The following is a 24,507-nucleotide window of genomic DNA, read 5'->3' as shown; positions in this document are numbered from 1 at the left end:
AGCAAAGTATGAGCGATATCGTATTGATTACCGGCGCGACCTCGGGCTTCGGGCGTGCTGCGGCGCGGCGTTTCGCCGAGGCTGGCTGGTCGTTGATTCTCACCGGTCGGCGCGCGGAGCGTCTCGAGAAGCTCGAGAAGGAGCTAAGCGACAAGGTGCCCGTGCATACCGCGGTGCTCGACGTGCGGGACGCCGACGCGGTCAAGGCTGTCGTTGCAGCGCTGCCGGACGGTTTCCGCGCGGTCAAGGCGTTGATCAACAACGCCGGTTTGGCCCTGGCGCCAGAGCCGGCGCCGAAGGCGGACCTGGCCGATTGGCATACCATGATCGATACCAATATCACCGGGTTGGTTAACGTGACGCATGCGCTACTGCCCACGCTGATCGAGACCGGGGCCGGGGCGAGCATCGTCAACCTAGGCTCGGTCGCCGGGCAGTGGCCGTACCCGGGAAGTCACGTCTACGGCGCGAGCAAGGCCTTCGTGCAGCAATTCACTTACAACCTACGTTGCGATCTGCAAGGTACCGGCGTGCGGGTGACTGACATTGCCCCGGGCATGGCCGAAACCGAGTTCACGCTGGTGCGCACCGGCGGCGATCAGGCGGCCTCCGACAAGCTGTACGGTGACACCACGCCGCTCGAGGCGGAGGACATCGCCGAGTTGATCTTCTACACGGTCTCGCTGCCGGCGCACGTCAACGTCAATCGCCTCGAAGTCATGCCGACACGCCAGGCGTGGTCGGCTTTCGCCGTCGACCGCGATTGAGTCAGTCGTCGGCGATCAAACGCTTGCCAAGGGTCACGAAGTCGCCATCGTCGTACCCTTGGCGGCGGTAGTAGTCGATCAGCGTTGGGTGCTCGTTGCGTACCATCAGCATTAGCTTCGGGCAACCCCGAGCCTGCAAGGCGCGCTCCACGGCGGCGAGTAGTTGACGGCCAAGACCCTGCAGCTGACGGTCGGGGCTGACCGCGAGATAGTGCACCCAGCCACGATGACCGTCGTAGCCGGCCATGGCGCTGGCGATCACGGTGTCCGCTTCGACTCCGACCAGGAACAGGCGGGGATCTTCCGCGAGCTTGCGCGCTATGTCGCGGCGTGGGTCGTTCCATGGGCGCGTCAATTCGCAGCGCTCCCAAAGCGCAATGACGCTCTCTTCATCGCTGGGCTGGAAAGGTCGAATCTGCATATTGTCTCTCTCGAGTGGCGTCGGCTGTCAGGCGATTCCGGGCGTGGCGGTGGCCGCTGCCGGACGTTCGGCCATGACCTCGGCCTGGCGTTCCAGCACCAGGACAAGACGCTCGATCAAGCCCTCTATGAGCTCGCGCGCGTCTTCCTCGAGGCCGCCGTGACGTGCAATGGCGTGATCCAGCGCCTGCCCGGCCTCGTTTATTCCCTGAGGTGAGCGGCCATGGGCACTGCCTTCGAAGCCATCCGCGAGTGTGGCTAGAAGATGTTGCATGGCGTCGCGCACTGGGGCCGGCGCGTCGTCCAGGCGGTGGCGCAGGCGCAGGCACGAGCGCCCCAGGTCGAGGCCGTTGAGGCCGATCATGAACAGGTGGCGATGATCCTCGGGCAGCATGTCGTCGTGCCGCGCGAGTTGCAGCAGGCGGTCGGCCATGCGGCCGCTGAAGCGGCTTTCGGCTTCATGCAAGGGCTGCTGGTCGATATGCCGCAAGTCGTGACTGATGGCGCCGATCAAACGTCGCCGACGGATCGGCGTTCCCAGGCCGGGGAACAGTCGGAAGCCCATCACCACGGCGCTGAGTCCGACGATGACGGCGATGGCGCGATTGGCGAAGCTGTCGAATGAAAAGTCCATCCCATTGCCGGGCATGGTCAGCAGAATATTGAAGATGGTGAAGGCCAGACAGTAGCCCATCAGGCGTGGGTTGGAGGCGCCAAGAAGCCCCAGGAAAAGCGGCGTGACGAAAAGCATGGCGAGCATGGGGAAGCCGTTGGCCTGGGAGAGCAGCACGTGGCCGAACAGGAAGGCGCTGGGCAATGCGGCCAGCATGCCCTTGAAGAACATCATGCAGATCGTCACGGGGTTATCGCGCGTGGCGAAAAACGCCGAGAACAGCGTGCCGAGCAGCATCGCGACCTGGCCGTTGCTCCAGTGCGTCTGCAACCAGAAGATGGCCAGGCACGCAAATACCAGCCCCGCGCGGCCGGCATTGAGCAACGCTACCAGATGATCGCGGTGCCAGGACAGCGAGCCGCCGCGTAGCTGCTTGCGTCCGGGATGGGCGATGGCCTCGCGTGCGTCGAGCATGATCATGGCATGACCGAGCACCTCGCGCAGTGCCAGAATGACACGGCGCTGCAAGGGGTCGAGCTGGGTGTCGGCGTAGGCATGCGCCTGCTTGCGCAGTTCCTGTAGCTGTTGGCGTGCCGCCGGTACGCCATTCACGTGCTCGGCGTTGCGAAAGCCATCGGCGATTTCGCTGGCCAACTGGTACAGGGGGGCGCTGATGCGCTCGCGATGGTCGTGTAGCAACTGATAAAGCGCACCCAGAGTGGCAAAGAAACGCAATGTGCGCCGGGTGAGTACGTGCGTGGCCCGGATGCGACCGGCGCCGTCGGGGCCCTCGTAGCGCGCCGCCTGGCTGTCGGTTTCGAGCATCGTCAATGGCTCGAGACTGGCGGTTAGCGATTGCTGCATGGCGTCCAGCTCGTCGCTAGCGTCGAGGCGCTGTCCGGCGTGGGTGAAGGCGTGGTTGATCACGTCGTCGGCCTGATTGGCGAGGTGGTCTTTGACGTGGGTGGGCCACAACAAGGCACTGACCAGGGTCGCGCAGAGGGCGCCGAGTCCCAGCTCGGAGAGGCGCGCGACGGCGATATCGAAGATGCCGCCGGGCTGACCGGCGGCGATGACCACGATCAGCATTGCCGTGACGGCGCCCATGATGCAGCCGTAGGAAAAATTGTTGCGCAACAGCGAGCTGCCGTAGGTGCAGAGCATGATCCACAGCGTCAGCACGACCAGGGCGGGGACGCGCGCCTGGGCGAAGAAGGCCATGATGACGATACCGACCAGTGCACCGATGAGCGTGCCGCCGATCTGACAGATGCCTTTTTCGACGACCATGCCGCTCATCGGCCGGATCTGCAGAAAGGCTGCCGAGATCAGGGCCCAGTAAGGCCGATCGAGGTCGCACCACAAGGCGATGTACAACGCCAGCAGCATCGCCAGGGTAGTTTTGGTGGCGAACTGCAAAGACGCCTTCGAGGGGGTGAGGTAGGTTTCCAGCCACGGCGACATGAGCGACTCAGTCCGTATCCGTCTCGTCGACGATATGGATGGTGGCGGTCATGCCCGCGCTGAGCAGCGTACCCTCAGGGATCTGGGCGAGCTCGATGCGCACGGGAATCCGCTGCGCCAGCCTGACCCAGTTGAAGGTGGGCTCTACCTGGGGGAGTAGCTGGCTGTTCAGCGAGGTGTTGGTGTTGGCAATGCCGCGCCCGATACCGGCGACACGGCCACGTAACTCGGTGTCGCCGCTCATCAACGTCACCTTGGCGGGATCACCCACCTCGATGCGCGAGATCTTGGTTTCTTCGAAATACCCGGTCACGTAATAGGAATCGTCTTTTACCAGGGCCATGACCGCATTGCCTGCCGTGACGTAATTGCCCTCGCTGAGATGCTGGTTGAGGATATGCCCATCGGCGGGGGCCTCGACCACGGTGCGTTTCAAATCGAGCTGAGCACTTGCCAGGTTGGCCTTGGCTTCTTCGAGATTGGCTTTTGCCACGCGGGTATTGATGCGCGCGATTTCCAAGTCTTCGTTGCTGATGGCCTGATTGCTCAGCCGGTTACGCCGTTGCTCCTCGTGTCGTTTGAGCTCCAGTTGTGCCTGATTCAATGCGACGACGGCCTTGGCCTTGTCGACGGCCGTCTGATAACGCGCCTGGTTGATCTTGAACAGCGTGTCACCTTTGTCGACGTGCTGTGTGTTGTTCACCGATAACTGGTGGACCCAGCCGGAGACATCGGGGGCGATCGTGATGACCTCGGCGCGAACGCGGCCGTCGCGGGTCCATGGCGTATATAGATAGTAATGCCAGAGCCAGACACCGGCAGCGACGGCCAGTGCCACGACGACGAGAGTGACCAGCATGCGTAGCGGTGTGCGCATTTAAACGATTCCAGCAGTGGACGAGAAGGCAAAGGCAACGGCGGCGGTAATGATGACGAACAAGGCGGCATCGAACCATGCTTCGAACCAGGGCGTATGCTGTCCGACGAGTCGGTGCAATACGGTACGCACGATGAGTGCGCCGATGAATCCTAACAAGGCATAGATAAGCAGCGGGCTGAGATAAATGCCGCCGACAGCGATTTCCTTGAGACCCATTCCCTCTCCTGTTCGCCAAGACAAGCGAATACATTAGCACGCTATCTAAATGCGCGACACCTGCACATCGCCATTTCGGATGAGCCGACTTCTATATGTGCTGACTTTTACATGCACCAGTCTTGTATATGAACCGGTCTTTTATAAAAAGTACAGCGTGCCACATTGAGGCTATCAGTCTAGCGTGGAAACGCGTTCGGGCGGGGTATGCGAGTGCAGGCGCCAGCTATCCGGCACGGTCTGGCGAATCTGTTCGAGAAGGGTGACGCTCTTGCGAGGTAAACGCCCGAACGGGTAGAGCAGAGTGATGGGAAGCGACGAGGGCGCCCATTCTTCGAGACAGGGGACCAGGCTGCCAGGATGGTGCTGGAGGCGTTTTTCGGCCATCCAGTGAGGAAGCAGGCCCAGGCCGCGTCCGCGCGCGATGGCGTCGATATGCAGGACGTATTGATCCACGTGCAGGCGTGATGGCGGCAGCGTGATCCGGGTTTCCCCTTCGCGGGCGTGATGCAACGTCACGCCTTGTTCGCTGGTGCCGAGCAGGTCGACCCAGGCGTGTTCGGTCAGTTCGCGGGGGTGCCGAGGCGTACCATGGTGCCGGAAATAGTCAGGATGCGCGTAGACCCCGCGACGCATGTAACCAAGCGTCTCCTGACGCAGGCCACAATCGGCGACATCGCCCAGCCACAGACACAGGGTTTCGTCCTCGGGGCCCGTGGGCGGTGTCAGGCGGGTATGCAGGTTCAGACGCATGCCCGGGTGACGTGCCACGAAATCTTCCATTTGCTGGCTGCACCATCCCCGCGCGAAGGCGTTATGCACCTCGACGGTCAATTCGCCGCTGACCTCTGCACGCAAGTCGTCGAGCGCCTGCTGGCCTTGCTCGGCGAGGTGCAGTATCTGCTGGCTGTAAGCGAGAAACAGCGTACCGGCCTCGGTGGGAAGCAGGCGGTTGGCTTGGCGTCGCAGCAGCGGCTGCCCCAGCCGTTCCTCCAACTGGCTGATGCGCCGACTGAGTGTCGACTTCGCTAGTCCCAGTTCGCGGGCGCTGGCAGTCAGGCTGCCGGACGCCATGACCGAGGCGAACGCAGTCAGTTCATCGAGATCGTGCATGCCATAGGCTCATCAGCGTGGTGCGTGAAGTGGGGCATCATTCTGGCATATCGTACGCCGGTTTTGAAAATCATTAACGCTTGTAACGATCTCTCGTTGCGTTGCGGATTGCGAAACGCCCTGTCCCGTGACCTGGCGCGCTCTCTATGAAAGAATCTAAATGATAAAAATTCGCATTAAATGTCAAGATATTATGCAAATGCTCCAGCCGGTTCTGGAGCAGGATTCATCAGGGAGAACAACGCACCATGTCTTATCACGTTCGTCCGTCGGCGCTGGCGCTCGCCGTTACTACGCTTGGCATGCCGCTGGCCTATGCCGCCGATGACGATGTCCAGCTAAACGATGTCGTCGTGACCGCCGCCGGTTACGCCCAGCAGGTACAAGATGCCCCGGCATCGATCAGCGTCATTTCGCGCGAGCAGCTCGAGAACAAGGCCTACCGCGATATCACCGACGCCTTGCGGGGCGTGCCGGGGGTCACCGTCACAGGTGGCGGAGGTGGCGATAATGGGGCCGACATCAGCATACGCGGCATGCCTGCTGAGTATACTTTGATACTCGTCGATGGTCGCCGTCAGTCGTCGCGCGAGTCGCGCCCCAATGGCAGTGCCGGGTTCGAACAGGACTGGTTGCCGCCACTGCAGGCCATTGAGCGTATCGAGGTCATTCGCGGGCCGATGTCGACACTCTATGGCTCGGATGCAATCGGCGGGGTCATCAACGTCATCACGCGTAAGGTGGCCGATGACTGGCACGGCAACGTGCGTGCCGAGGCGACACTTCAGGAAGACAGCGACTCGGGCAATGCCAACCAGGGCCAGATTTATGTCTCGGGGCCGCTGGCCGACGACCGGCTGGGCGTGCAGGTCTATGGCCAGTACCAGAAGCGTGAAGAAGACGATATCGAAGAAGGGTACGAAGACAAGGACCTGCAGAGTCTGACCGCCAAGTTTGCGCTGACCCCGAGCGAAAATCATGACTTTGGCTTGGAAGTGGGCAAGGAAACGCAGGATCGCGCGGCCCATGTCGGCAAGTCAGTCCCGACGGCGGGATGTCGCGGCGGCTGTACCGACAGTTATTCGGAGCATGAGCGTGAGCATTACGCGCTGACGCATACCGGGCGCTGGGGATTTGCCACCTCCGACAGTTATGTACAGCGCGAGTCCACCGACAACAAGTCCCGCGGTATAGAAATCACCAATACCGTGGCGAATACCCAGTGGGTGATCCCGTTGTCGCGTCATATCGTGACGCTCGGGGCTAACTACGAGAAAGAAGAGCTCAATGACCAAGATACGAACCAGATCTCCGACCGAACCCAGGTCAGCAACGATCAATGGGCGCTGTTCGCCGAGGATGAATGGTTACTGACACGAGATTTCTCGCTTACGGGCGGGGTGCGGCTAGATGACAATGAAAACTACGGTAGCCATATCAGCCCGCGCCTGTATGGCGTATGGCAGGCGGCGCCGCGCTGGACGCTCAAGGGCGGAGTTTCCACCGGGTATCGCGCCCCCGGGCTGCGTGAGGTGACGGCTGATTGGGGAGCTATCAGTCGTGGCGGCACCACCTACGGTAACCCTAATCTCGAGCCTGAAACATCGCTCAACAAGGAGCTTGCCTTGCTGTATAGCGCTCCGCGCGGCCTGAATGCCAGCGTGACGCTCTTCCACAACGACTTCGAAGACAAGATTACTCGGTTACGCTGTGGGTCGGCCACGGCATGTCCTCCGGTGACTCAGTACGATGTCGACGGTAACGGCAACCTTCTCACTAATACCCGCATCAATGTCGACGAAGCCGTGACGCAAGGCGTGGAGCTCTCGCTATCATCGCCGCTGACTGAGACGTTGTCCTTGTCCACGAGCTATACCTATACCGATTCCGAACAGAAAAGCGGTGAGTACGAAGGTAACCCGCTGGTCCAGCTACCCAAGCATCAATTCAGCGGTACGTTGGATTGGGCGCCGGTGGAGCGATTCAATGCCTGGGCACGTTTGACCTATCGTGGCAAGGAAAGTCAGCCCGTCGAAGGGCCTTCTTCCAATACTACCCGTGCGCCTTCCTATACCTTCGTGGATAGTGGCGGTGCATGGCAGCTCAACGAGCGGACCAAGCTCATGGTCGGCGTCTATAACATGTTCGACGAAGAGATCGGCTACGACGAATATGGTTATGTGAACGATGGACGCCGTTATTGGATGGGGGCGAGCCTCGATTTTTAAGCACCGAGTAAGGCGCCGAGCGGATGTTTGCATTGTGCAGGGAGGCTTCGGCCTCCCTTCTGCGTTCGGCACGGCCCTCTATCGGGCGTCTGGGTTGTTGCCATCGTGCGTGCTATTTTCGATAAGCTGCTTCACTCGTTATTGGTATCAAGGCCGCTGCTCGGCCTGGAGTTCTATGTTACGTCGTTCGTTGGTTCGTCTTTGTATCGTCCATGCCCTGGCGCTGTCGCTGGGCATGGCAAGTCTTTCGGCGTTGGCCGCCGAGCGCGTCCAGGTCTTTGCCGCGGCCTCGTTGACCGATGCTGTCGATGCGCTGGCCGAGGCCTACGGGCGCGATCACGATGTCGAGATCGTGCCCGTCTACGCTGCGTCGTCGACATTGGCTCGGCAGATCGCCAACGGTGCGCCAGCGGCGGTGTATCTCTCGGCCAACGAGCGCTGGATGGATTGGCTCGACTCGCAGAACGGTATCACGCTGTCGCATCGCCACGATGTGCTGGGCAATCGCCTGGCATTGATTGCACCTCAGGGTAGTGATCTCGACCGTTTTACACCGGATGAGACCACTCCGATTGCCGAACGGTTGGGAGAAGGCCGTCTGGCACTTGGCAATCCGGCGCATGTGCCCGCAGGTATCTATGCCAAGCAAGCCCTTCAGGGGATCGGTCAATGGCGGACACTACGCTCGCGTCTTGCGCCCGCTAATAATGTGCGCACCGCCTTGGCGTTGGTCGAGCGCGGCGAGGTGCCGCTGGGTATCGTCTATGCCAGCGATGCCCAGGCCAGCGACAAGGTCAAGACGCTGGGCACCTTCCCCGACGCTTCCCATGACCCGATCGTCTACCCCGTGGCCCTGGTGGGCGCGTCACCCAGCGAAGAGGCCGCGGCATGGGCCAAGTGGCTGGAAAGCGACGAAGCAAGCGCCATCTTCCAGCGTTTCGGCTTTGCCACGCTGGCCAACGGGGATAGGTGATGCTGACACCGCTGGAATGGGAGGCGCTGGCCCTGAGCCTGCGTGTCTCGGGTGTCGCGGTAGCCGCGATCCTGTTGCCGGGACTGGGAATGGCCTACGTGCTGGCGCGTTTCGACTTCCCGGGCAAGGCCCTTGTCGATGGCATCGTGCATTTGCCGTTGGTGTTGCCGCCTGTCGTGGTGGGGTATCTGCTGTTGGTGTCGCTGGGGCGACAAGGACCGCTGGGCCAATGGCTGCACGAAACGCTCGGGGTGAGTCTGCCCTTCACCTGGCAAGGGGCGGCACTCGCCGGGGCAGTGATGGCGTTTCCATTGCTGGTGCGTGCCGTGCGGTTGTCGCTGGAATCGGTCGATCGCAAGCTGGAGGAGGCCGCGCGTACGCTGGGCGCGAGCCGCTGGAGGACCTTCCTCACGGTGACCTTGCCGCTGACCCTGCCAGGGATCCTGACCGGCAGCGTTCTGGCCTTCGCCCGCTCGCTGTCCGAATTCGGCGCGACGATCACCTTTGCCGCCAACATCCCCGGGGAGACACGGACTCTGCCTCTGGCGCTCTACAGCCTGGTGCAGACGCCCGGTAAGGAGGCCGCCGCGGCGCGACTGTGCGTGATTTCGGTGATCGTGGCGTTGATCGCGCTGGTGGCTTCGGAATGGTTGGCGCGGCGCGCGCGCCGACGTCTGGAGGGCTGCCATGCTTGAGGCGCAAGTCTTTCAGCGGCTGGGGGATTTCACTCTCGATACTTCGCTTACGGTACCGGCAGAAGGCGTCACGGCCTTGTTCGGGCGCTCGGGGAGTGGCAAGAGCAGCCTGATTCGGCTGATCGCCGGATTAGGGATGCCGGAGGCAGGCACCATCCGGTTGGGCGATACATGGTTGGTGGATACCCATCGGCGTCGCTGGGTGCCGCCCCACCGGCGTCAGTTGGGTGTGGTATTTCAGGAAGCACGGCTGTTTCCGCATTATTCGGTGCATGGCAATCTGCGCTACGGCATGCCGCGCGCGGCGCGCAAGGACTTCGATGATCTTGTCGAGCTTTTGGGGATCGGCCATTTGTTGTCGCGCACGCCGGGGCGGCTCTCGGGAGGCGAGGCGCGGCGCGTGGCCATCGGTCGGGCGCTGTTGTCGCGTCCACGCATGCTGTTGATGGACGAGCCGCTCACCGGATTGGATGGGGCGCGCAAGCAGGAACTCCTGCGTTATATTCGGCGTTTGGCGCGCGACACGGGCGTGCCGATTCTCTTCGTCAGTCACGACACGCGTGAAATCGGGGCGCTGGCTGACCGCGTGGCATTGATTGAGGAAGGCCGTGTCATGGCCAGCGGGCCGGTGGACGAGATGTTCGCGCGCCTCGATCTTGGCCCGCGCACGGGGCGTTTCGAGGCGTCTTCGTTACTCGAAGCGCGTATCGTCGCGCATGATGAAGCGCTTTGCTTGACGCGTCTGGCGCTGCCGGGCATGGCCGAGGACGAGACGCTGAGCGTCGCGCGTCTCGACGGTGCGGTTGGGGATGCGGTGCGCTTGCGCCTTCGAGCGCGCGATGTGGGCGTCGCCTCCACGTGGACGCCGCCGCTGCCGGATGTCGCCTGCCTACCGGCGACGTTGCGGGAGATCGGTGACGAAGCCCATGGCCCCTTCGTCGAGGTGATGCTGGACGTTGGCGGGCAGGCGCTGCGGGCGCGTCTCACCCGTGAAGCCGTTGGCCAAATGGGGCTGCACGCGGGGCAAGCGTTGCAAGCGCGGCTGCGCAGCGTAACGATCTCCCGCCATGATGTGATCGTCGTGACGTAAACGTGTTCAGGACGCGGCGCGAGGATGTCGCCTTCCTGGCAGGTTGATCACCGCCAGTCCGGCGATGACCAGTGCCCCGCCGAACAGTTTGTGGCTGTCCATGCCATCGCCGAGCAGCCAGACACCGAGCAAGACGGCGATGACCGGCATCAGCAATGTCAGCGGCACGACTCGGTTGATCGGGTGGCGGCGCAGCAGTGCATACCACAAGCCATAGGCGATGATCGACGACATCACCGCCGTGTAAAATACCGCGCCCCAGCCGATCCATCCGGCATGGCGGAGCGCTTGCATGTGTTGAGTCTCGAAAAGCCAACTGCCCACTGCGACCTGGGGGATCGCGAACAGCGCGATCCATCCGGCCAGCGTCAGCGGCGAGATGGCCGGGGCGCGCTTGATGATCAGCGTCGACACCGCCCAGGCCAGGGCGCTGGTCAAGAGCGTCAATGTGGCCGTTACATTGGGCAGTGCTGGCCCACCGGCGAGCACCACGGCACCGGCGAACGCCAGCAACAAGCCGAGCAGGCGGCGCAGGTCGAGGCGTTCCTTGAGGAACACGGCGGCGAGTAAAGTGGCGAAGGGCGTGCCCATCTGCACCAGCAGGGCACCGGTGCCGGCCTCGGCTTGGCTCAGGCCCAGGAACAGCAATGGAAAGTGCAAACCACCGAAGGTGACCGACAGCACCAGCAGCCACGGCAGTTGCTGTCGTGTCACGCGGGTGAAGGGCACGACCAACGCCGCGACCAGCATGAAGCGTAGTGTCATCAGCATCAGCGGTGGCATGTCGTCCACGCCGACCTTGATGACGATGATGTTGAAGGCCCAGATGACGATGACCATAAGGCCGATCAGGAGGTCGCGAAGTGGCACGGGGGTGTCCTTGTAGGCGAATGGCGTTAGGCATTATTCGCACTGGCTGATAGAAGGCAAAAGGATAGCGCATGAAACGGACATTGTACGTGTCGGGCATGATGGCGTTGGGCATGTTGGTGCTGACGCTCGCAACGACGTTCGGCGAGGCGCACTCGAGGCTCGAGCGCGCCACCTTGCAGGTTGCCGACGAGACACTGTCGGTGGAGGTAGCCAGGCAAGCCGACGAGCGCGCGACGGGGCTGATGAATCGAGATACGCTTGCGCCGGATGCCGGCATGCTATTCGTCTATCCCCGCCAGCAACCTCCCGAGGCGGCGTTCTGGATGTATCGCACGCGAATTCCGCTGGATATCGCTTTTCTAGGCGCGGGCGGCGAGGTACGCGCCATCCGGCACATGCGGCCGTGCCAGGCTGAGTCCAGCGCCGAGTGTCCCAGTTATGCGGCCGGGGCGCCGTTTCGCGCGGCCTTGGAGGTCAATGCCGGTTACTTTCGTCGACACGGTATTGAGGTGGGCGATCGTCTCCCGATCGCGCCTTTGCTATCGCCGCGTTAGGCTGGCGGGTCGATTGTCGGCGCTGAAGGTTCGATGAAGGAGTAAGCGATTTGGATCCGATATGGTGGTTGGCCTATCTGGCCCTGGGCGGTGTGGTGGGAATCTTCGCCGGCCTGTTGGGGGTCGGCGGCGGCGGCATCATGGTGCCGATACTGACGTCGCTGTTTGCGCTGCAAGGCTTCCCGCATGACACCCTGGTGCATGTGGCGCTGGGGACCTCGATGGCCGCCATCGTGCCAACCTCGCTGGCAAGCCTGCGAGCGCATCATCGCCATGGTGGTGTGGCGTGGCCGGTGGTGCGTTTCATCACGCCGGGCATCTTGATCGGCACTTTCCTGGGGACCTTTCTCGCCTCGCACGTCCCGACCACGGGGTTGGCGATCTTTTTCGCGTGCTTCATGGCCTTCGTGTCGACGCAGATGCTGATCAACCTCAAGCCCCAGCCATCACGTACCTTGCCTGGCGCCTGGGGCGTCTCGGGCGTGGGGTTGGGCATCGGCGGTATCTCTGCCCTGGTCGCCATCGGGGGCGGTTCGCTGACGGTACCGTTTCTCACCTGGTGCAACGTGGCCTTGCGCCGTGCGATCGGTACGTCTGCGGCGGTGGGATTACCGATCGCACTGTCGGGAGCGATCGGCTACCTGATCAATGGCTGGGGCATTTCCGGACTTCCCGCAGGGGCCTTGGGCTTCGTCTATTGGCCGGCGGTGATCTTGATCTCGGCGGTGAGCTTCTTTACCGCGCCACTGGGCGCACGCCTTGCCCATCGTCTGCCGGTGGCCATGCTCAAACGCATCTTCGCGTTTGTCTTGATGGCACTGTCGGTGAAGATGCTGTTCACCGTGCTGACGTGATCGGGATTCAACGTCTTAGACGTTGGTCTAGTATGTCTCGAATATGAAAAACGTTTGTTCCGGTCAACGTAACGGACGGTTATCATGCGCGCCACTATCGGCATCGGGACATGTTGCCTAAGCTGATGGCAAGGGAGCCGAATGCGCTGGAGCGTGCCGCGTCAGCGGCCTCTTCCGGAGCGCTTCCTGTAACTTGCGCGGACTTTGGCTCCGCCGCTGGTTCGTCAAAATAATGTTAAAGAGGTGCATGCATGAAACGTTACGCCTTTACTGCTGCGTTGTTCTCTGGGGCTTTACTGGGTGCCGCCGCGTTGGCGACGCCGGCGATGGCCCAGGATCAGGAGCGCTTCGTCACCATCGGGACGGGGGGACAGACAGGTGTTTACTACGTGGTCGGTCAGTCGATCTGCCGCTTGGTTAACCGCAATGCCGACGAGACCAACATCCGCTGCAACGCGCCGTCCACCGGTGGCTCCGTGGCCAATATCAACGGCATCAAGTCCGGTGAGTTGAGCATGGGGGTGGCGCAGTCCGACGTGCAGTATCGCGCCTTCAATGGCGAAGGCGATTTCGAGAAGCCCATGGAAGATCTGCGTTCGGTCTTTTCCGTGCATGGTGAGCCGTTGACCGTCCTGGCGCGCAAGGATGCCGACATTCAAAGCATCGAAGATCTAAAGGGCAAGCGCGTCAATATCGGTAACCCGGGCTCCGGTCAGCGCGCCACCATGGAAGTGCTGATGGATGCCGAGGGCTGGACCACCGATGTATTCTCGTTGACCTCCGAACTGGGGGCCGCTGAAATGGCCTCGGCGCTTGCGGATAACAACATCGATGCCATGGCGTATGTGGTCGGCCATCCCAATGGTGCCATTCAGGAAGCCACCACCACCGTGGACGCCAACCTTGTCCCGCTGAACGACGACGCGGTGGATGGCTTGGTCAAGAAGTATCCCTACTATGCCAAGTCGGTGATTCCCGGCGGCATGTACAAGGGAAACCCGGACGATGTCGAAACCTTCGGCGTCAAGGCTACCTTCGTGACGTCCTCTAAAGTGCCTGAAGATGTCGTCTATCAGGTCGTCAAGGCGGTGTTCAACAACTTCGATCGCTTCAAGCGCCTGCATCCGGCATTTGCCGATCTGAAGCCGAGCGAGATGATCTCCGCCGGCCTCTCCGCGCCGCTGCATGAAGGTGCCAAGCGTTACTACCAAGAGCGTGGCTGGCTGTAAGCATCAGCACAATGTCGTATGACGATGCGCGGCCGCCTTGGCGCCGCGCATCGTTGGTTCTGGCCACGCGGCGCCGAGCAAGGGACCGATTCGTGATGTGTTTTTACGCCGACAAGCGTGCGCCATGTGCGACGACTGCCGGCATCACCGGGACAAATGTATGCAAGACGACAAGGCGACGGCACGCACTCGTGATGCCGAACTGGAGGAGTTGACCGCCAATGAGTCGGGCTCGCGGAAGCCCGACGGGCCGGTCGGCAAGATGTTGCTGTGCGTGGCGGCGATCTGGTCACTCTTCCAGCTGTGGATCGCCTCGCCCTTACCCTTCGTGGTCGGTTTTGGCATCTTCAGCGCCACGGAAGCGCGCTCTATCCATCTGGCGTTTGCCATCTTTCTGGCCTTCATGGCCTATCCGGCCTTCAAGCGCTCACCGCGTCATAGAGTGCCGTTGTTGGATTGGGGGTTGGCCTTGGTAGGTGCCTTCGCGGCGTCCTACATGTATTTCTTTTACGAGCAGCTCTCACAGCGCCCCGGTGCGCCGATTCTGCAGGACGTCATCATCGGTGTGATCGGTCTGGTGCTATTGCTCGAGGCCACGCGGCGTGCGCTAGGGCCACCGCTGATGATCGTGGCGATGGTGTTTATCGTCTACTCGCTGGCCGGGCCTTACATGCCGGGAATGCTGGCGCATCGCGGAGTGAGCCTCTACGGTCTGGTCAACCATCAGTGGCTGACGTCGCAAGGCGTGTTCGGCATCGCCCTGGGGGTATCGACCAGCTTCGTGTTCCTGTTCGTCTTGTTCGGTGCCTTGCTGGACAAGGCCGGAGCTGGCAACTATTTCATCAAGATGGCGTTTTCGATGCTGGGTCACTATCGTGGCGGCCCGGCCAAGGCGGCGGTCGTCGCCTCCGGCATGACCGGGCTCATCTCGGGCTCCTCGATTGCCAATACCGTGACGACCGGCACCTTCACCATTCCCATGATGAAACGCGTCGGGTTTAGCTCTACCAAGGCTGGCGCGGTCGAGGTGTCCTCATCGGTCAACGGGCAGATCATGCCGCCGGTGATGGGGGCGGCGGCGTTCTTGATGGTCGAGTATGTGGGCATTTCCTATGTCGAGGTCATCAAGCATGCCTTCCTGCCGGCGGTGATCTCGTATATCGCGTTGATCTATATCGTCCATCTCGAGGCACTCAAGGCCAACATGCGGGGGCTTCAAAGCAGCAACCCCGTGCGCCCGTGGCTGCAGAAAATCCTCGGTTTTCTGACCGGGCTGGTCGGGATCATGGCCTTGGCCTTGATCGTGTATTACGGCCTGGGGTGGCTCAAACCGGTGCTGGGCGAGGCCATGCCGTGGGTGGCTGCTGTGGGGCTGGCGGTGATCTACGTGGCGCTGCTCAAGCTGGGGTCGCGCTACCCCGAACTCGAGAAGGATGATGCGAGTACCGACATCACGGTATTGCCGCAAACGCGGCCCACGGTGATGGTGGGGCTCTATTTCCTGCTGCCCGTCGTGGTGCTGGTGTGGTGCCTGATGGTGGAGCGGCTGTCGCCAGGGCTTTCGGCGTTCTGGGCGACCGTACTCATGATTGCCATCATTCTCACTCAGCGTCCGCTGGAGGCCTTCTTCCGTGGGCGCGGCGCGCTAGGCAATGAAGTGAAGCGTGGTGTCGTCGACCTCTGGGAAGGCCTGATCGACGGCGCGCGCAACATGATCGGTATCGGCATCGCCACGGCGGCGGCGGGGATCATCGTCGGTGCCGTGTCACAAACCGGGGTGGGCCTGGTGCTGGCGGGCCTGGTCGAGACGCTCTCGATGGGCAACCTGTTGCTGATGCTCATGCTGACCGCGGTGCTGAGCCTGATTCTGGGCATGGGCTTGCCGACCACGGCCAACTACATCGTGGTTTCCGCGCTCTTGGCGCCGGTCATCGTCCAACTGGGCCAGCAGAATGGCTTGATCGTGCCATTGATCGCGGTGCATTTGTTCGTCTTCTATTTCGGCATCATGGCCGATGTGACGCCGCCAGTGGGGCTAGCGTCGTTCGCCGCTGCGGCGATCTCCGGAGCTGATCCCATTCGCACCGGTTTCCAGGCGTTTTATTACAGCCTGCGCACCGCGGCGCTACCGTTCCTGTTCATCTTCAACACCGATTTGCTGCTGATCGACGTGAACTGGTGGCACGGCATATTGATCTTCGTGGTGGCGACGGTGGCGATGCTGATCTTCGCGGCCGCCACGCAAGGTTATTTGCTGGTAAAAAGCCGCTGGTATGAAAGTCTGCTGCTCTTGTTGGTGGCCTTCACGCTATTTCGCCCAGGCTTCTGGATGGACACGATTCACGATCCGTATCGCGATATACCGCCTGCGCAGTTCGAGCAGGCGCTGGGCGCTATCGATCAGGACAGCAACCTGCGTGTCAGAATCGATGGCCTCAATGCGTACGGTGCGCCCACCAGTTTCGTGATCCTGGTGCCGGCGCCAGAGGGTGAAACGGGGGCCGAGCGCATGCAGAACCTGGGGCTGACGTTGATGCAGGAAGATGGCAAGACGCTGGTCGATATGACGGCCTTCGGTAGCCAGGCGAAAGAGCTGGGCTTTGAATTCGACCAAGAGATCGTGTCGATCCGTGCGCCTGTCGAGCGGTGGCCGAAGGAGTGGATGTGGATACCAGCATTGGGGGTGTTCGCCTTCGTCGTATGGCTGCAGCGCCGCAGACGACCGGCACCGAGCCGGCACGTCGCCGACACGGTGTAAACGAACGCATCGCGTTAACACTGCGCCCGCCTCGAAAGAGGCGGGCGTTTTTTATCCGGCGGTGCACGCGTTTTGAGCATGTCCGCGCACGAGTGCACCTCCGAAGGGCAATGACGTGCCACTAGCGAGGCGGTAGTCGGTATTTTTTGCGACAATGCTCAGAAATACCCACTCGATCCCCCAGACTCCCAATGAGGCTATCATGGCGACGCTGTCCGCGATTCACCTTTATCCCATCAAATCCACCGCGGGACGCATGCAGGAATCGGCCTGGGTCGGCATGGAGGGATTGCGAGGCGACCGGCGTTTCATGATTGCCAAGCCTGATGGCACCTTCCTGACCGCCCGCACGCATCCTCAGTTGCAGCGCGTGACCGCGACATTCGACGATCGGACGCTTAGCCTGTCGCACCCTGAATTGTCATCGCTGGAGATGGCAGTGAGGGAGTTCGAACTGGCGAGCTTCGCCACCACGGTATGGGCTGATGATTTCGATGCCTTGACCACGCATGCGCGCCTCGATGCCTGGTTCAGCGAGGCCGCGGGTGAGACCGCACGATTGTTGTGGCTGGGCGAGCATTCCCCGCGTTATCGCCGCTCCATCGAGCAGCGCGTCAGCTTCGCCGACGGATACCCGTTGCTATTGATTTCCGAGGCCTCGCTGACCGATCTCAACACGCGCACTGCCGAGCAGCACCGCATGGCGCAGTTTCGTCCCAATCTGGTGATCGCCGATACAACGGCGTATGCCGAGGATGAGTGGCGACGCATCCGTCTGGGCGAGGTCGTGTTCCGCGTCGACAAGCCTTGTTCTCGCTGCGCGATGGTGAGCGTTGATCCGGCCACGGGGACGTTCAAGGAGGGCCGCGAACCCTTGCGCACACTGGCGGGTTACCGGCGAGGCGAGGGCGGCAAGGTGTATTTTGGGCAGAATCTGATTGCCGAAAACGAAGGTCGTATCACGCGCCATGATCGCCTCGAGGTGCTGGAGTGAGGCGGATGGCCCAGCCACGACACTCGACAAGCGCGTATGGCATGCAAGCACCCCGTCGCGGTGGTAGGGTCATTGATAGCAGTATGACGTTTTTGCTGGCACGCGGATGGGGATGGTAAATCATGAGTGTCCTGATGACGCTGACGCAAAGCCTGGGACGCTGGGCTATGACCTCGGCCGGGATGGGCCTGCTCCTGGTCGCCGCCTCGGCGGTACATGCCCATCCATTACCGGCCCCCGAGGGGGACGTCATGTTGACCGTGGCGGGCGATATATCACGTACCAACGGTGACGGAGTGGCCCGCTTCGACCGTGCCATGCTCCAGAAACTGCCGCAGGACACCATCGTCACGCATACCCCCTGGACCGAGGGGGCATCGCGCTTCAAAGGCCCTTTGCTGGGCGCGATTTATGACGCGGTCGGCGCTCGCGGCGATTCGCTGCATGTCGTCGCGCTCAATGATTTTGCCGCCGATGTACCGCTGGCCGAGGCAAAAGAGTACGGGGTAATTCTGGCCATGCGGCGTGACGGCGAGCCGATGCCGGTGCGTGAGTACGGCCCGCTGTTCGTACTCTACCCCTTCGATGACCATCCTGAACTGCAGACCGAGGAAGTGCGCTTTCGCTCGGTCTGGCAGGTCGCGCGTATCGTCGTCGAATGATGATGGCTTGGCGTTCCCGCATTCACCTCGTGTCACGTTTGCCGTTGAGACTCAAGCTCGGGGCTTGCGCGGCGACCTTGTTTTTCGTCGCGGCGCTGGTGGTGGTCAGCCTGATCATCTGGCGACAAGAGGTCTTGGCCAAGAGCGTCGCCGGCGACGCGGTCTGGGCGGCCTACAAGCTGGATCGGGAAACCATCCAGATGCGCAACGCCGTTTTGCAGGCCGAACAGAGTCCGAGCGAACTCGATGACGTACGCATGCGCTTCGAGTTGTTGTATAGCCGCATCAATCTGCTGCGCGAGGGGGAGATCGCCGAGCTGTTCCAGTCATTGCCTGAAGCGCGTGCCTTGTTGCCGGAGATTCTGTCGCGCAGCGATGCAATCGATGCCACTCTGTCGCGGATGTCTACCGTATCTCCCGATCTGGCCCCCCTGGAAGAACGCCTGCAGGCGTTGAGCGGTCTCAGCGAACGCCTGGTCGTGGCAGTCAATGCCTACATTGCCGAGTCCAAGACGCGTGAACGCGAAGTTCAACTGGCGCTGTATGCCGCCTTGCTGGCGTTGATCCTGCTGATGTGCGTCGCCACCGTATTGGTGATCCGTTTCCTGTTTCAGGAGGCGGGAGAGAATATCGCGGCGCGACGAGCCTTGGAGCACCTGAGCCAGGAGCTCCAGGAAACCGCGCGTCATGCCGAGTCCGCCAACCAGGCCAAGTCGGATTTCCTTGCCACCGTCAGCCATGAGATACGCACGCCGCTCAACGGCGTGTTGGGCATGACCGAACTACTGCGCGAGCGTTCGCTGGATGACGCCTCGCATCAATATGTCGAAACCATTCATGACAGTGGTGTGCAACTGCTGGCATTGATCAACGATCTGCTGGACTTCTCCAAGATCGAAGCCGGGCATCTGGATGTCGAGTGCGAGACGTTTTCGCTTTCCGCGCTGGTCGACGCACTGATGCGGCTACTCGAACCACGTGCCACGCATGTCGAGTTCGCGAGTGTGGTCTCACCCTCGGTACCCGAGTACCTGGTGGGCGATGAGGGACGCTTGCGTCAGGTGTTGCTCAACTTGCTTTCCAACGCGCTCAAGTTTACGCGGCAAGGCAGCGTGACGCTGCTCATCAAGCCGATGCGCGGGGACTGGGTACATTTTGAGGTACGTGACACCGGCCGGGGTATCGACGATGTCGACCGTGAGCGCTTGTTCCAGCCTTTTTACCAGGGGGCCGCCACGCAGAATGGAACCGGCCTGGGACTGGCCATCAGCAAGCGTCTGGTGGAGGCCATGCAGGGACGCATCGGCGTCTCGAGTCCGGCCAACGGTGGCAGCCGCTTCTGGTTCGAACTGCCATTGCTGCGTGACGCCGAGAGCGGGGGTAAGCACATTCCATCAGGGGTAACATGGGACGCGGCGGCGGCACGCACGGCGCCCCTGCTGGTGGTCGAGGACAATCCCGTCAATCGGCAGGTGGCCGTCGCCATGCTCGAACGTCTCGGGCATACGGTTCATGTCGCCGATAGCGGCGAGACTGCCCTGGCGCTGACCGAGCACACGGCGTTCGCTTTGATTTTCCTGGATATTCGCATGCCGACGCTCGATGGCCCGGAGACGGCGCGGCAGATTCTCGCCCAGGACGGTCCCAACCAGACCACTCCCCTGGTCGCAATGACTGCGAGCGTCACCACGCAGGAACACCAACGGGCTCTTGCATCCGGCATGCTGGAGGTGTTGACGAAACCCATACGCCAGCAGGCGCTGGTCGACACGTTGGGGCGTTTCGGCGTGCGCGATCCGCAGGTAGCCGCTCCCCCTGACGAGGCACCCTCGTCTGCCGTGTCGGCGTCGACGGAAACGCTGCCGGCGCTCCTCGATCGCCAGGCATTTGCGACGCTCGCCGAGACGCTGGGGGTGGCGCAGCGTAGTGCGCTGGTGGCCGCCTGGCAGTATCAGTCGCGGGTGCTGGAAGAAGCGCTCGAGGCGGCCGTCGCCGACGCGGACATGACCCGCACGGCCGAGCTGGCACACCGCCTCAAGGGCGAGTCGTCGTCGTTGGCCCTGACGCGTGTGGTGTACGGCAGCGACTGCCTGGAGAAGGCGGCGCGTCAGGCGGACTCGGACGAGGCCGGTCGGCAATGGACCATGCTGCGTCCCACCATCACTGCATCGCGTCAGGCGCTGCGCATGGCCAATGACATGCCCGCGTGAAACGTCGTGAATGCGCCTCGCGTCATCTGGAGACATCATAATGCACAAGAAACGCTGGATCGGCGGAAGCGGCCTGCTGCTGTTGTTGGGCATCGGTTGGTGCGCGTCGCAGGCGTGGTCGAGCCATGTCGGTGAACAGGCGCTGGCGCGCCTGACCGCGCGACTAGACGCTCGTCAGGGCTGGCAGGCCGAGCGTCATGAGGTCGAACAAGGGTGGTGGCATTCTTCCGGTGTCCTGCACTTGGCAATCCCGGCGCCGGGAGGCAGCCCGCTACGCATATCGCTTCCTTACCGCGTCCGTCATGGCGTGCTGAGTAGCCACCTCAATGGCGAGGTAGACGTTACCCACGCGGGGAAAGCTTTATTGGCAGCGGATGCAGCTCCGACATGGCAGGCCACCTACCGAACGTTGTCGGGCGCTATGCAAGGGCGACTGGAATGGTCGGCGTTCACCTCACGCGGGGTGTTGCCGAAGCTGGCGTCACTGGAAGTCGGCGCCGGCGAGCTGGCGTTGCGTGGGCATGCCGGGGACGTGCGTTACCACTTGCGCTCGGCACCGTGGCGCGTATCGCTGGACGAGGCATCGCTCGAACTCGGGGCGCTCGACGTCGAGGGACGCCATCGGGGTACCCAGCGAACTTTTCATCACAGCATGGATTTTTCATTGGCGTCGCTGACCTGGCAGGGCGGTGCACCGTTTTCGCTGCATTTGCTGGACTACGCGGCCGATATGCGCCTCGGCGATGACACCTTTCGCTACCACGGCGAGGGCGGCGTTGAAGAAATTGCCGTGGCGGGACAGTCGGTGGCCACGGGGCGCGTGTCACTGGGACTGGAGCGAATCGATGCCGATGCCCTGCGTGCTCTGGTCAAACGTATGCACGAAAATAGCGTGAGTGGCGCGAAAGCCGCCGATGTCGCATCGCGGTGGGCGCGACTGACACCGCTGATCGTGGACGTGCTGCGCGATTCCCCGCGATTAACCCTGGAAACCTTGAAAGTGACCAGCCAGGCTTTCGGCGTCGATAGCCGCGCTTTTGGGGAATTGACGCTCGACGGCGACGATTCGGCCTCGTTGGCGGCCACGCCGGTGACCTCTCCTGCCTTCTGGCGCCACCTCCAACAACGCCTCCAGGGTCGCGTCACGCTTGTCGATGCGCCGGCGCTTCTGGCCTTGTATCTGGGGCTTGCGCCGGAGACGACGCGCCTGGTATTTCGCGTCGATGCCGGTCAGTGGCGCGTCAATGAGCAAGCGTTGCGCTGGTAAGCATCATCACGCGCAGGCTTGAAGTTCGCCGGTGACGCCCGCATTCCTTTGGCAAATGGGGCGATTTGCCCGACGACTTTCAAGGTGAATGATGAGCGAACGCGACCAGGATCAATCCCGGGATTTTTACGCCGAACTCGAAGAGGCACGACAAGATGCCGAAGAGGAACATTCCCCGACGCAGGACGACCAGGAATCGTCTTCCCATGGGCGCGCGATGGTGCCGACGCAGGCCTATCTGCCCGAGCGACTCTACCTGCTGCCGATTCACAATCGGCCGTTCTTCCCTGCGCAGGTGCAGCCGCTAGTCATCCATCGCGAGCGCTGGGAAGAAACCATGGAGCGGGTCGGCAACACGCCTCACCACAGTGTCGGTGTGGCGTTCGTCGGCGATTCCGGCGTCGATGAACTGGGGCCCGCTGACTTCCCGGAGATCGGCACGGCGGTGAAGGTTCATCGCTCGCAGACCGAAGAGCAACAGATCCAGTTCATTGCTCAGGGGATGCAGCGCTTTCGCATCGTTCGCTGGTTGTCGAAGACGCCGCCGTACCTGGTCGAGGTCACCTACCCTAAGGAACCCATCGAGTCCAGCGACGAGGAAGCACGTGCCTATGCCATGGCGTTGATCAACGGCATCAAGGAACTGTTGCCGATCAACCCGTTGTACGGCGAGGAGCTCAAGCATTACCTCAATCGCTTCAGCCCGCATGAACCCGGTCCGCTGACCGATTTCGCTGCGGCCATCACCTCGGCCAAGGGGCCAGAGCTGCAGGAAGTGCTCGAGACGTTGCCGGTGATGGCGCGCATGCAGAAGGTACTGCCGCTGCTGCGCAAGGAAATCGAGGTGGCGCAGCTGCAAAGCGAGATCAGCGAGCAGGTCAACGCGCAGATGCAGGACCGTCAGCGCGAGTTCTTCCTGCGCGAACAGCTCAAGGTCATCCAGCGTGAGTTGGGTATCTCCAAGGACGACCGTGAGAACGATGTCGATACGTTCCGCGAACGCCTCGAGAACCTAGAAGTGCCCGAGCGCGTCATGGAGCGCATCGAGGATGAACTGGGCAAGCTCTCGGTGCTCGAGACCGGCTCGCCGGAATATGGCACCACGCGCAACTATCTGGACTGGTTGACGTCGCTGCCGTGGGGCATCACCTCCGAGGACCAGCTCGACCTGCCTCGGGCGCGCAAGATTCTCGATCGTGACCATGATGGCCTGACGGACGTCAAAGAGCGGATCGTCGAGTTCCTCGCCGAAGGTACCTTCAAGGGGGATGTCGGCGGCTCCATTCTGTTGCTGGTCGGCCCGCCAGGCGTCGGCAAGACCTCGGTGGGGCGCTCCATCGCCGAAGCCCTGGGCCGCGAGTTCTATCGCTTCTCGGTGGGCGGCATGCGCGACGAGGCCGAGATCAAGGGCCACCGGCGCACCTATATCGGGGCGATGCCGGGCAAACTGGTGCAGGCGCTCAAGGAAGTCGAGGTCGAAAATCCGGTGATCATGCTCGACGAGGTCGACAAGATGGGCCAGTCGTTCCAGGGCGATCCGGCCTCGGCGTTGCTCGAAGTCCTCGATCCCGAGCAGAACGTCGACTTCCTCGATCATTATCTCGACGTGCGCATGGACCTTTCCAAGGTACTGTTCGTATGCACCGCCAACACCCTGGATTCGTTGCCGCCGGCGCTACTCGACCGCATGGAGCAGATCCGTCTGTCGGGTTACATCGCCGAGGAAAAAATGGCCATCGCCAAGCACCATCTGTGGCCCAAGCTGCTCGAGCGCGACCGCATTCCCAAGAAGCGCATCAATCTCACCGATGCCGCGCTCAGGAAGGTCATCGAGGGCTATGCGCGCGAAGCCGGAGTGCGACAGTTGGAAAAGCAATTGCATCGCATCGTGCGCAAGGCGGCGGTGACGATGCTCGAAAACGAGCAGGACACGGTCAAGATCTCGGTCAACAACCTCGAGGACTTTTTGGGGGCGCCGACGTTCCGCAAGGAAAAAGTGCTCAAGGGCGTCGGCGTGGTCACCGGACTGGCATGGACTTCGATGGGTGGGGCAACGCTGCCGGTCGAGGCGGCGCGCGTGCACGCGAAATCGCGCGGTCTCAAGCTCACCGGCCAGTTGGGCGACGTGATGCAGGAGTCGGCGAATATCGCCTATAGCTACACGGTGGCGCATCTCAAGGAATTCGGCGCCGACCCGACCTTCTTCGACGAGGCGCATGTGCACATGCACGTGCCCGAAGGCGCTACGCCCAAGGATGGTCCGTCGGCCGGCGTGACGATGACCACGGCATTGCTGTCGCTGGCCAAGGATCAGCCCCTGAATCGGCCCCTGGCGATGACTGGAGAGCTGACGCTGAGCGGTCAGGTCCTTCCGGTGGGGGGTATTCGCGAGAAGGTGATCGCCGCGCGGCGCAGCGATATCTTCGAGCTGATTCTGCCCGAGCCCAACCGGCGCGATTACGAGGAGCTGCCCGATTACCTCAAGAAGGGAGTGACCGTGCACTTCGCCAATCGCTACCGGGACGTGGCCAAGGTGGTTTTCGGCTAGCCGTGTCGTATTGGCCCTAAGGGCTACGTTCATGTGCTCACTATTGGGCGCGATCGGATGTCCGATCGCGCCCAACGTCGTTACAATGGGCTTACCCTT

At 62.0% G+C, this 24,507-nt stretch carries 20 protein-coding genes; 14 read left to right on the top strand and 6 right to left on the bottom strand.

Features of this window, described 5'->3' with window-relative positions; genetic code table 11:
• Positions 1–8: 8 nt before the first annotated feature.
• On the top strand, positions 9–767 hold the full coding sequence (locus RVY79_RS01220; RefSeq protein ID WP_317462219.1) for an SDR family NAD(P)-dependent oxidoreductase: 759 nt from the start codon (positions 9–11) through the stop codon (positions 765–767).
• A gap of 1 nt (position 768) precedes the next feature.
• On the opposite strand, the gene RVY79_RS01215 is transcribed toward RVY79_RS01220, so the two are convergent.
• From RVY79_RS01215 to RVY79_RS01195, 5 genes are all read right to left on the bottom strand, one after another.
• Entirely contained in the window at positions 769–1,188 is a 420-nt protein-coding gene (locus RVY79_RS01215; RefSeq protein ID WP_317462218.1) for a GNAT family acetyltransferase, read from the bottom strand.
• Positions 1,189–1,215: 27 nt separating this feature from the next.
• Complete coding sequence (locus RVY79_RS01210) at positions 1,216–3,264, bottom strand: FUSC family protein (protein WP_317462217.1); 2,049 nt, start codon at positions 3,262–3,264, stop codon at positions 1,216–1,218.
• A gap of 7 nt (positions 3,265–3,271) precedes the next feature.
• Positions 3,272–4,141, bottom strand: coding sequence for an HlyD family secretion protein (locus tag RVY79_RS01205; protein WP_317462216.1), 870 nt, complete (start codon positions 4,139–4,141; stop codon positions 3,272–3,274).
• Positions 4,142–4,360: a DUF1656 domain-containing protein gene (locus RVY79_RS01200; RefSeq protein WP_317462215.1), complete on the bottom strand. Its 219-nt coding sequence runs from the start codon at positions 4,358–4,360 to the stop codon at positions 4,142–4,144.
• A 174-nt stretch (positions 4,361–4,534) separates the two neighbouring features.
• Positions 4,535–5,473: a LysR family transcriptional regulator gene (locus RVY79_RS01195; protein ID WP_317462214.1), complete on the bottom strand. Its 939-nt coding sequence runs from the start codon at positions 5,471–5,473 to the stop codon at positions 4,535–4,537.
• 248 nt (positions 5,474–5,721) lie between these two features.
• Here RVY79_RS01195 and RVY79_RS01190 point away from each other — a divergent pair, with 248 nt between their 5' ends.
• From RVY79_RS01190 to modC, 4 genes are all read left to right on the top strand, one after another.
• Positions 5,722–7,701 (top strand): ligand-gated channel protein, encoded by a 1,980-nt coding sequence (locus tag RVY79_RS01190; RefSeq protein ID WP_317462213.1) that lies wholly within the window; start codon positions 5,722–5,724, stop codon positions 7,699–7,701.
• Between the two features lie 175 nt (positions 7,702–7,876).
• The gene (gene modA, locus RVY79_RS01185) at positions 7,877–8,674 is read left to right on the top strand and encodes a molybdate ABC transporter substrate-binding protein (protein ID WP_317462212.1); all 798 of its coding nucleotides are present in this window, start codon (positions 7,877–7,879) and stop codon (positions 8,672–8,674) included.
• Positions 8,674–9,369 carry a molybdate ABC transporter permease subunit gene (gene modB, locus RVY79_RS01180; RefSeq protein ID WP_317462211.1) on the top strand — a complete coding sequence of 232 codons (696 nt, stop codon included), beginning with the start codon at positions 8,674–8,676 and terminating at the stop codon, positions 9,367–9,369. The genes modA and modB overlap by 1 nt, the downstream gene beginning before the upstream one ends.
• Positions 9,362–10,459, top strand: a complete 1,098-nt coding sequence (gene modC, locus RVY79_RS01175; protein WP_317462210.1) for a molybdenum ABC transporter ATP-binding protein — start codon at positions 9,362–9,364, stop codon at positions 10,457–10,459. Before modB ends, modC begins: the two co-directional genes overlap by 8 nt.
• A 6-nt stretch (positions 10,460–10,465) precedes the next feature.
• Here the strand turns inward: modC and RVY79_RS01170 are convergent, their stop codons facing one another.
• Entirely contained in the window at positions 10,466–11,329 is an 864-nt protein-coding gene (locus tag RVY79_RS01170) for a DMT family transporter (RefSeq protein ID WP_317462209.1), read from the bottom strand.
• A gap of 71 nt (positions 11,330–11,400) precedes the next feature.
• Here RVY79_RS01170 and RVY79_RS01165 point away from each other — a divergent pair, with 71 nt between their 5' ends.
• From RVY79_RS01165 to lon, 9 genes are all read left to right on the top strand, one after another.
• A complete protein-coding gene (locus RVY79_RS01165) occupies positions 11,401–11,886 on the top strand; it encodes a DUF192 domain-containing protein (protein ID WP_317462208.1) in 486 nt (161 codons plus the stop codon).
• Positions 11,887–11,936: 50 nt separating this feature from the next.
• Complete coding sequence (locus RVY79_RS01160) at positions 11,937–12,740, top strand: sulfite exporter TauE/SafE family protein (RefSeq protein WP_317462207.1); 804 nt, start codon at positions 11,937–11,939, stop codon at positions 12,738–12,740.
• A gap of 251 nt (positions 12,741–12,991) precedes the next feature.
• Positions 12,992–13,969, top strand: coding sequence for a TAXI family TRAP transporter solute-binding subunit (locus tag RVY79_RS01155; protein ID WP_317462206.1), 978 nt, complete (start codon positions 12,992–12,994; stop codon positions 13,967–13,969).
• Positions 13,970–14,129: 160 nt separating this feature from the next.
• A complete protein-coding gene (locus tag RVY79_RS01150) occupies positions 14,130–16,727 on the top strand; it encodes a TRAP transporter permease (RefSeq protein WP_317462205.1) in 2,598 nt (865 codons plus the stop codon).
• 202 nt (positions 16,728–16,929) lie between these two features.
• A complete protein-coding gene (locus RVY79_RS01145; protein WP_317462204.1) occupies positions 16,930–17,721 on the top strand; it encodes an MOSC domain-containing protein in 792 nt (263 codons plus the stop codon).
• A gap of 122 nt (positions 17,722–17,843) precedes the next feature.
• Positions 17,844–18,383, top strand: a complete 540-nt coding sequence (locus RVY79_RS01140) for an oxidoreductase (RefSeq protein ID WP_317462203.1) — start codon at positions 17,844–17,846, stop codon at positions 18,381–18,383.
• A gap of 2 nt (positions 18,384–18,385) precedes the next feature.
• Positions 18,386–20,593, top strand: a complete 2,208-nt coding sequence (locus RVY79_RS01135; protein ID WP_317462202.1) for an ATP-binding protein — start codon at positions 18,386–18,388, stop codon at positions 20,591–20,593.
• 40 nt (positions 20,594–20,633) lie between these two features.
• The gene (locus RVY79_RS01130; protein ID WP_317462201.1) at positions 20,634–21,860 is read left to right on the top strand and encodes a DUF945 family protein; all 1,227 of its coding nucleotides are present in this window, start codon (positions 20,634–20,636) and stop codon (positions 21,858–21,860) included.
• Between the two features lie 91 nt (positions 21,861–21,951).
• Complete coding sequence (gene lon / locus RVY79_RS01125; RefSeq protein ID WP_317462200.1) at positions 21,952–24,408, top strand: endopeptidase La; 2,457 nt, start codon at positions 21,952–21,954, stop codon at positions 24,406–24,408.
• Positions 24,409–24,507: the final 99 nt, after the last annotated feature.

Source organism: Chromohalobacter sp. HP20-39, from assembly GCF_033052815.1.
Taxonomy (GTDB): domain Bacteria; phylum Pseudomonadota; class Gammaproteobacteria; order Pseudomonadales; family Halomonadaceae; genus Chromohalobacter.
Note: the sequence above shows the minus strand (reverse complement) of the source record. Positions and strands in the feature narration are given on the sequence as shown.

Bases quoted from the DNA above. Each gene is read 5' to 3' on its own strand.
- RVY79_RS01220 (WP_317462219.1), top strand. From the start codon at position 9: ATGAGCGATATCGTATTGATTACCGGCGCGACCTCGGGCTTCGGGCGT.
- RVY79_RS01215 (WP_317462218.1), bottom strand. From the start codon at position 1,188: ATGCAGATTCGACCTTTCCAGCCCAGCGATGAAGAGAGCGTCATTGCG.
- RVY79_RS01210 (WP_317462217.1), bottom strand. From the start codon at position 3,264: ATGTCGCCGTGGCTGGAAACCTACCTCACCCCCTCGAAGGCGTCTTTG.
- RVY79_RS01205 (WP_317462216.1), bottom strand. From the start codon at position 4,141: ATGCGCACACCGCTACGCATGCTGGTCACTCTCGTCGTCGTGGCACTG.
- RVY79_RS01200 (WP_317462215.1), bottom strand. From the start codon at position 4,360: ATGGGTCTCAAGGAAATCGCTGTCGGCGGCATTTATCTCAGCCCGCTG.
- RVY79_RS01195 (WP_317462214.1), bottom strand. From the start codon at position 5,473: ATGCACGATCTCGATGAACTGACTGCGTTCGCCTCGGTCATGGCGTCC.
- RVY79_RS01190 (WP_317462213.1), top strand. From the start codon at position 5,722: ATGTCTTATCACGTTCGTCCGTCGGCGCTGGCGCTCGCCGTTACTACG.
- modA (WP_317462212.1), top strand. From the start codon at position 7,877: ATGTTACGTCGTTCGTTGGTTCGTCTTTGTATCGTCCATGCCCTGGCG.
- modB (WP_317462211.1), top strand. From the start codon at position 8,674: ATGCTGACACCGCTGGAATGGGAGGCGCTGGCCCTGAGCCTGCGTGTC.
- modC (WP_317462210.1), top strand. From the start codon at position 9,362: ATGCTTGAGGCGCAAGTCTTTCAGCGGCTGGGGGATTTCACTCTCGAT.
- RVY79_RS01165 (WP_317462208.1), top strand. From the start codon at position 11,401: ATGAAACGGACATTGTACGTGTCGGGCATGATGGCGTTGGGCATGTTG.
- RVY79_RS01155 (WP_317462206.1), top strand. From the start codon at position 12,992: ATGAAACGTTACGCCTTTACTGCTGCGTTGTTCTCTGGGGCTTTACTG.
- RVY79_RS01150 (WP_317462205.1), top strand. From the start codon at position 14,130: ATGCAAGACGACAAGGCGACGGCACGCACTCGTGATGCCGAACTGGAG.
- RVY79_RS01145 (WP_317462204.1), top strand. From the start codon at position 16,930: ATGGCGACGCTGTCCGCGATTCACCTTTATCCCATCAAATCCACCGCG.
- RVY79_RS01140 (WP_317462203.1), top strand. From the start codon at position 17,844: ATGAGTGTCCTGATGACGCTGACGCAAAGCCTGGGACGCTGGGCTATG.
- RVY79_RS01135 (WP_317462202.1), top strand. From the start codon at position 18,386: ATGGCTTGGCGTTCCCGCATTCACCTCGTGTCACGTTTGCCGTTGAGA.
- RVY79_RS01130 (WP_317462201.1), top strand. From the start codon at position 20,634: ATGCACAAGAAACGCTGGATCGGCGGAAGCGGCCTGCTGCTGTTGTTG.
- lon (WP_317462200.1), top strand. From the start codon at position 21,952: ATGAGCGAACGCGACCAGGATCAATCCCGGGATTTTTACGCCGAACTC.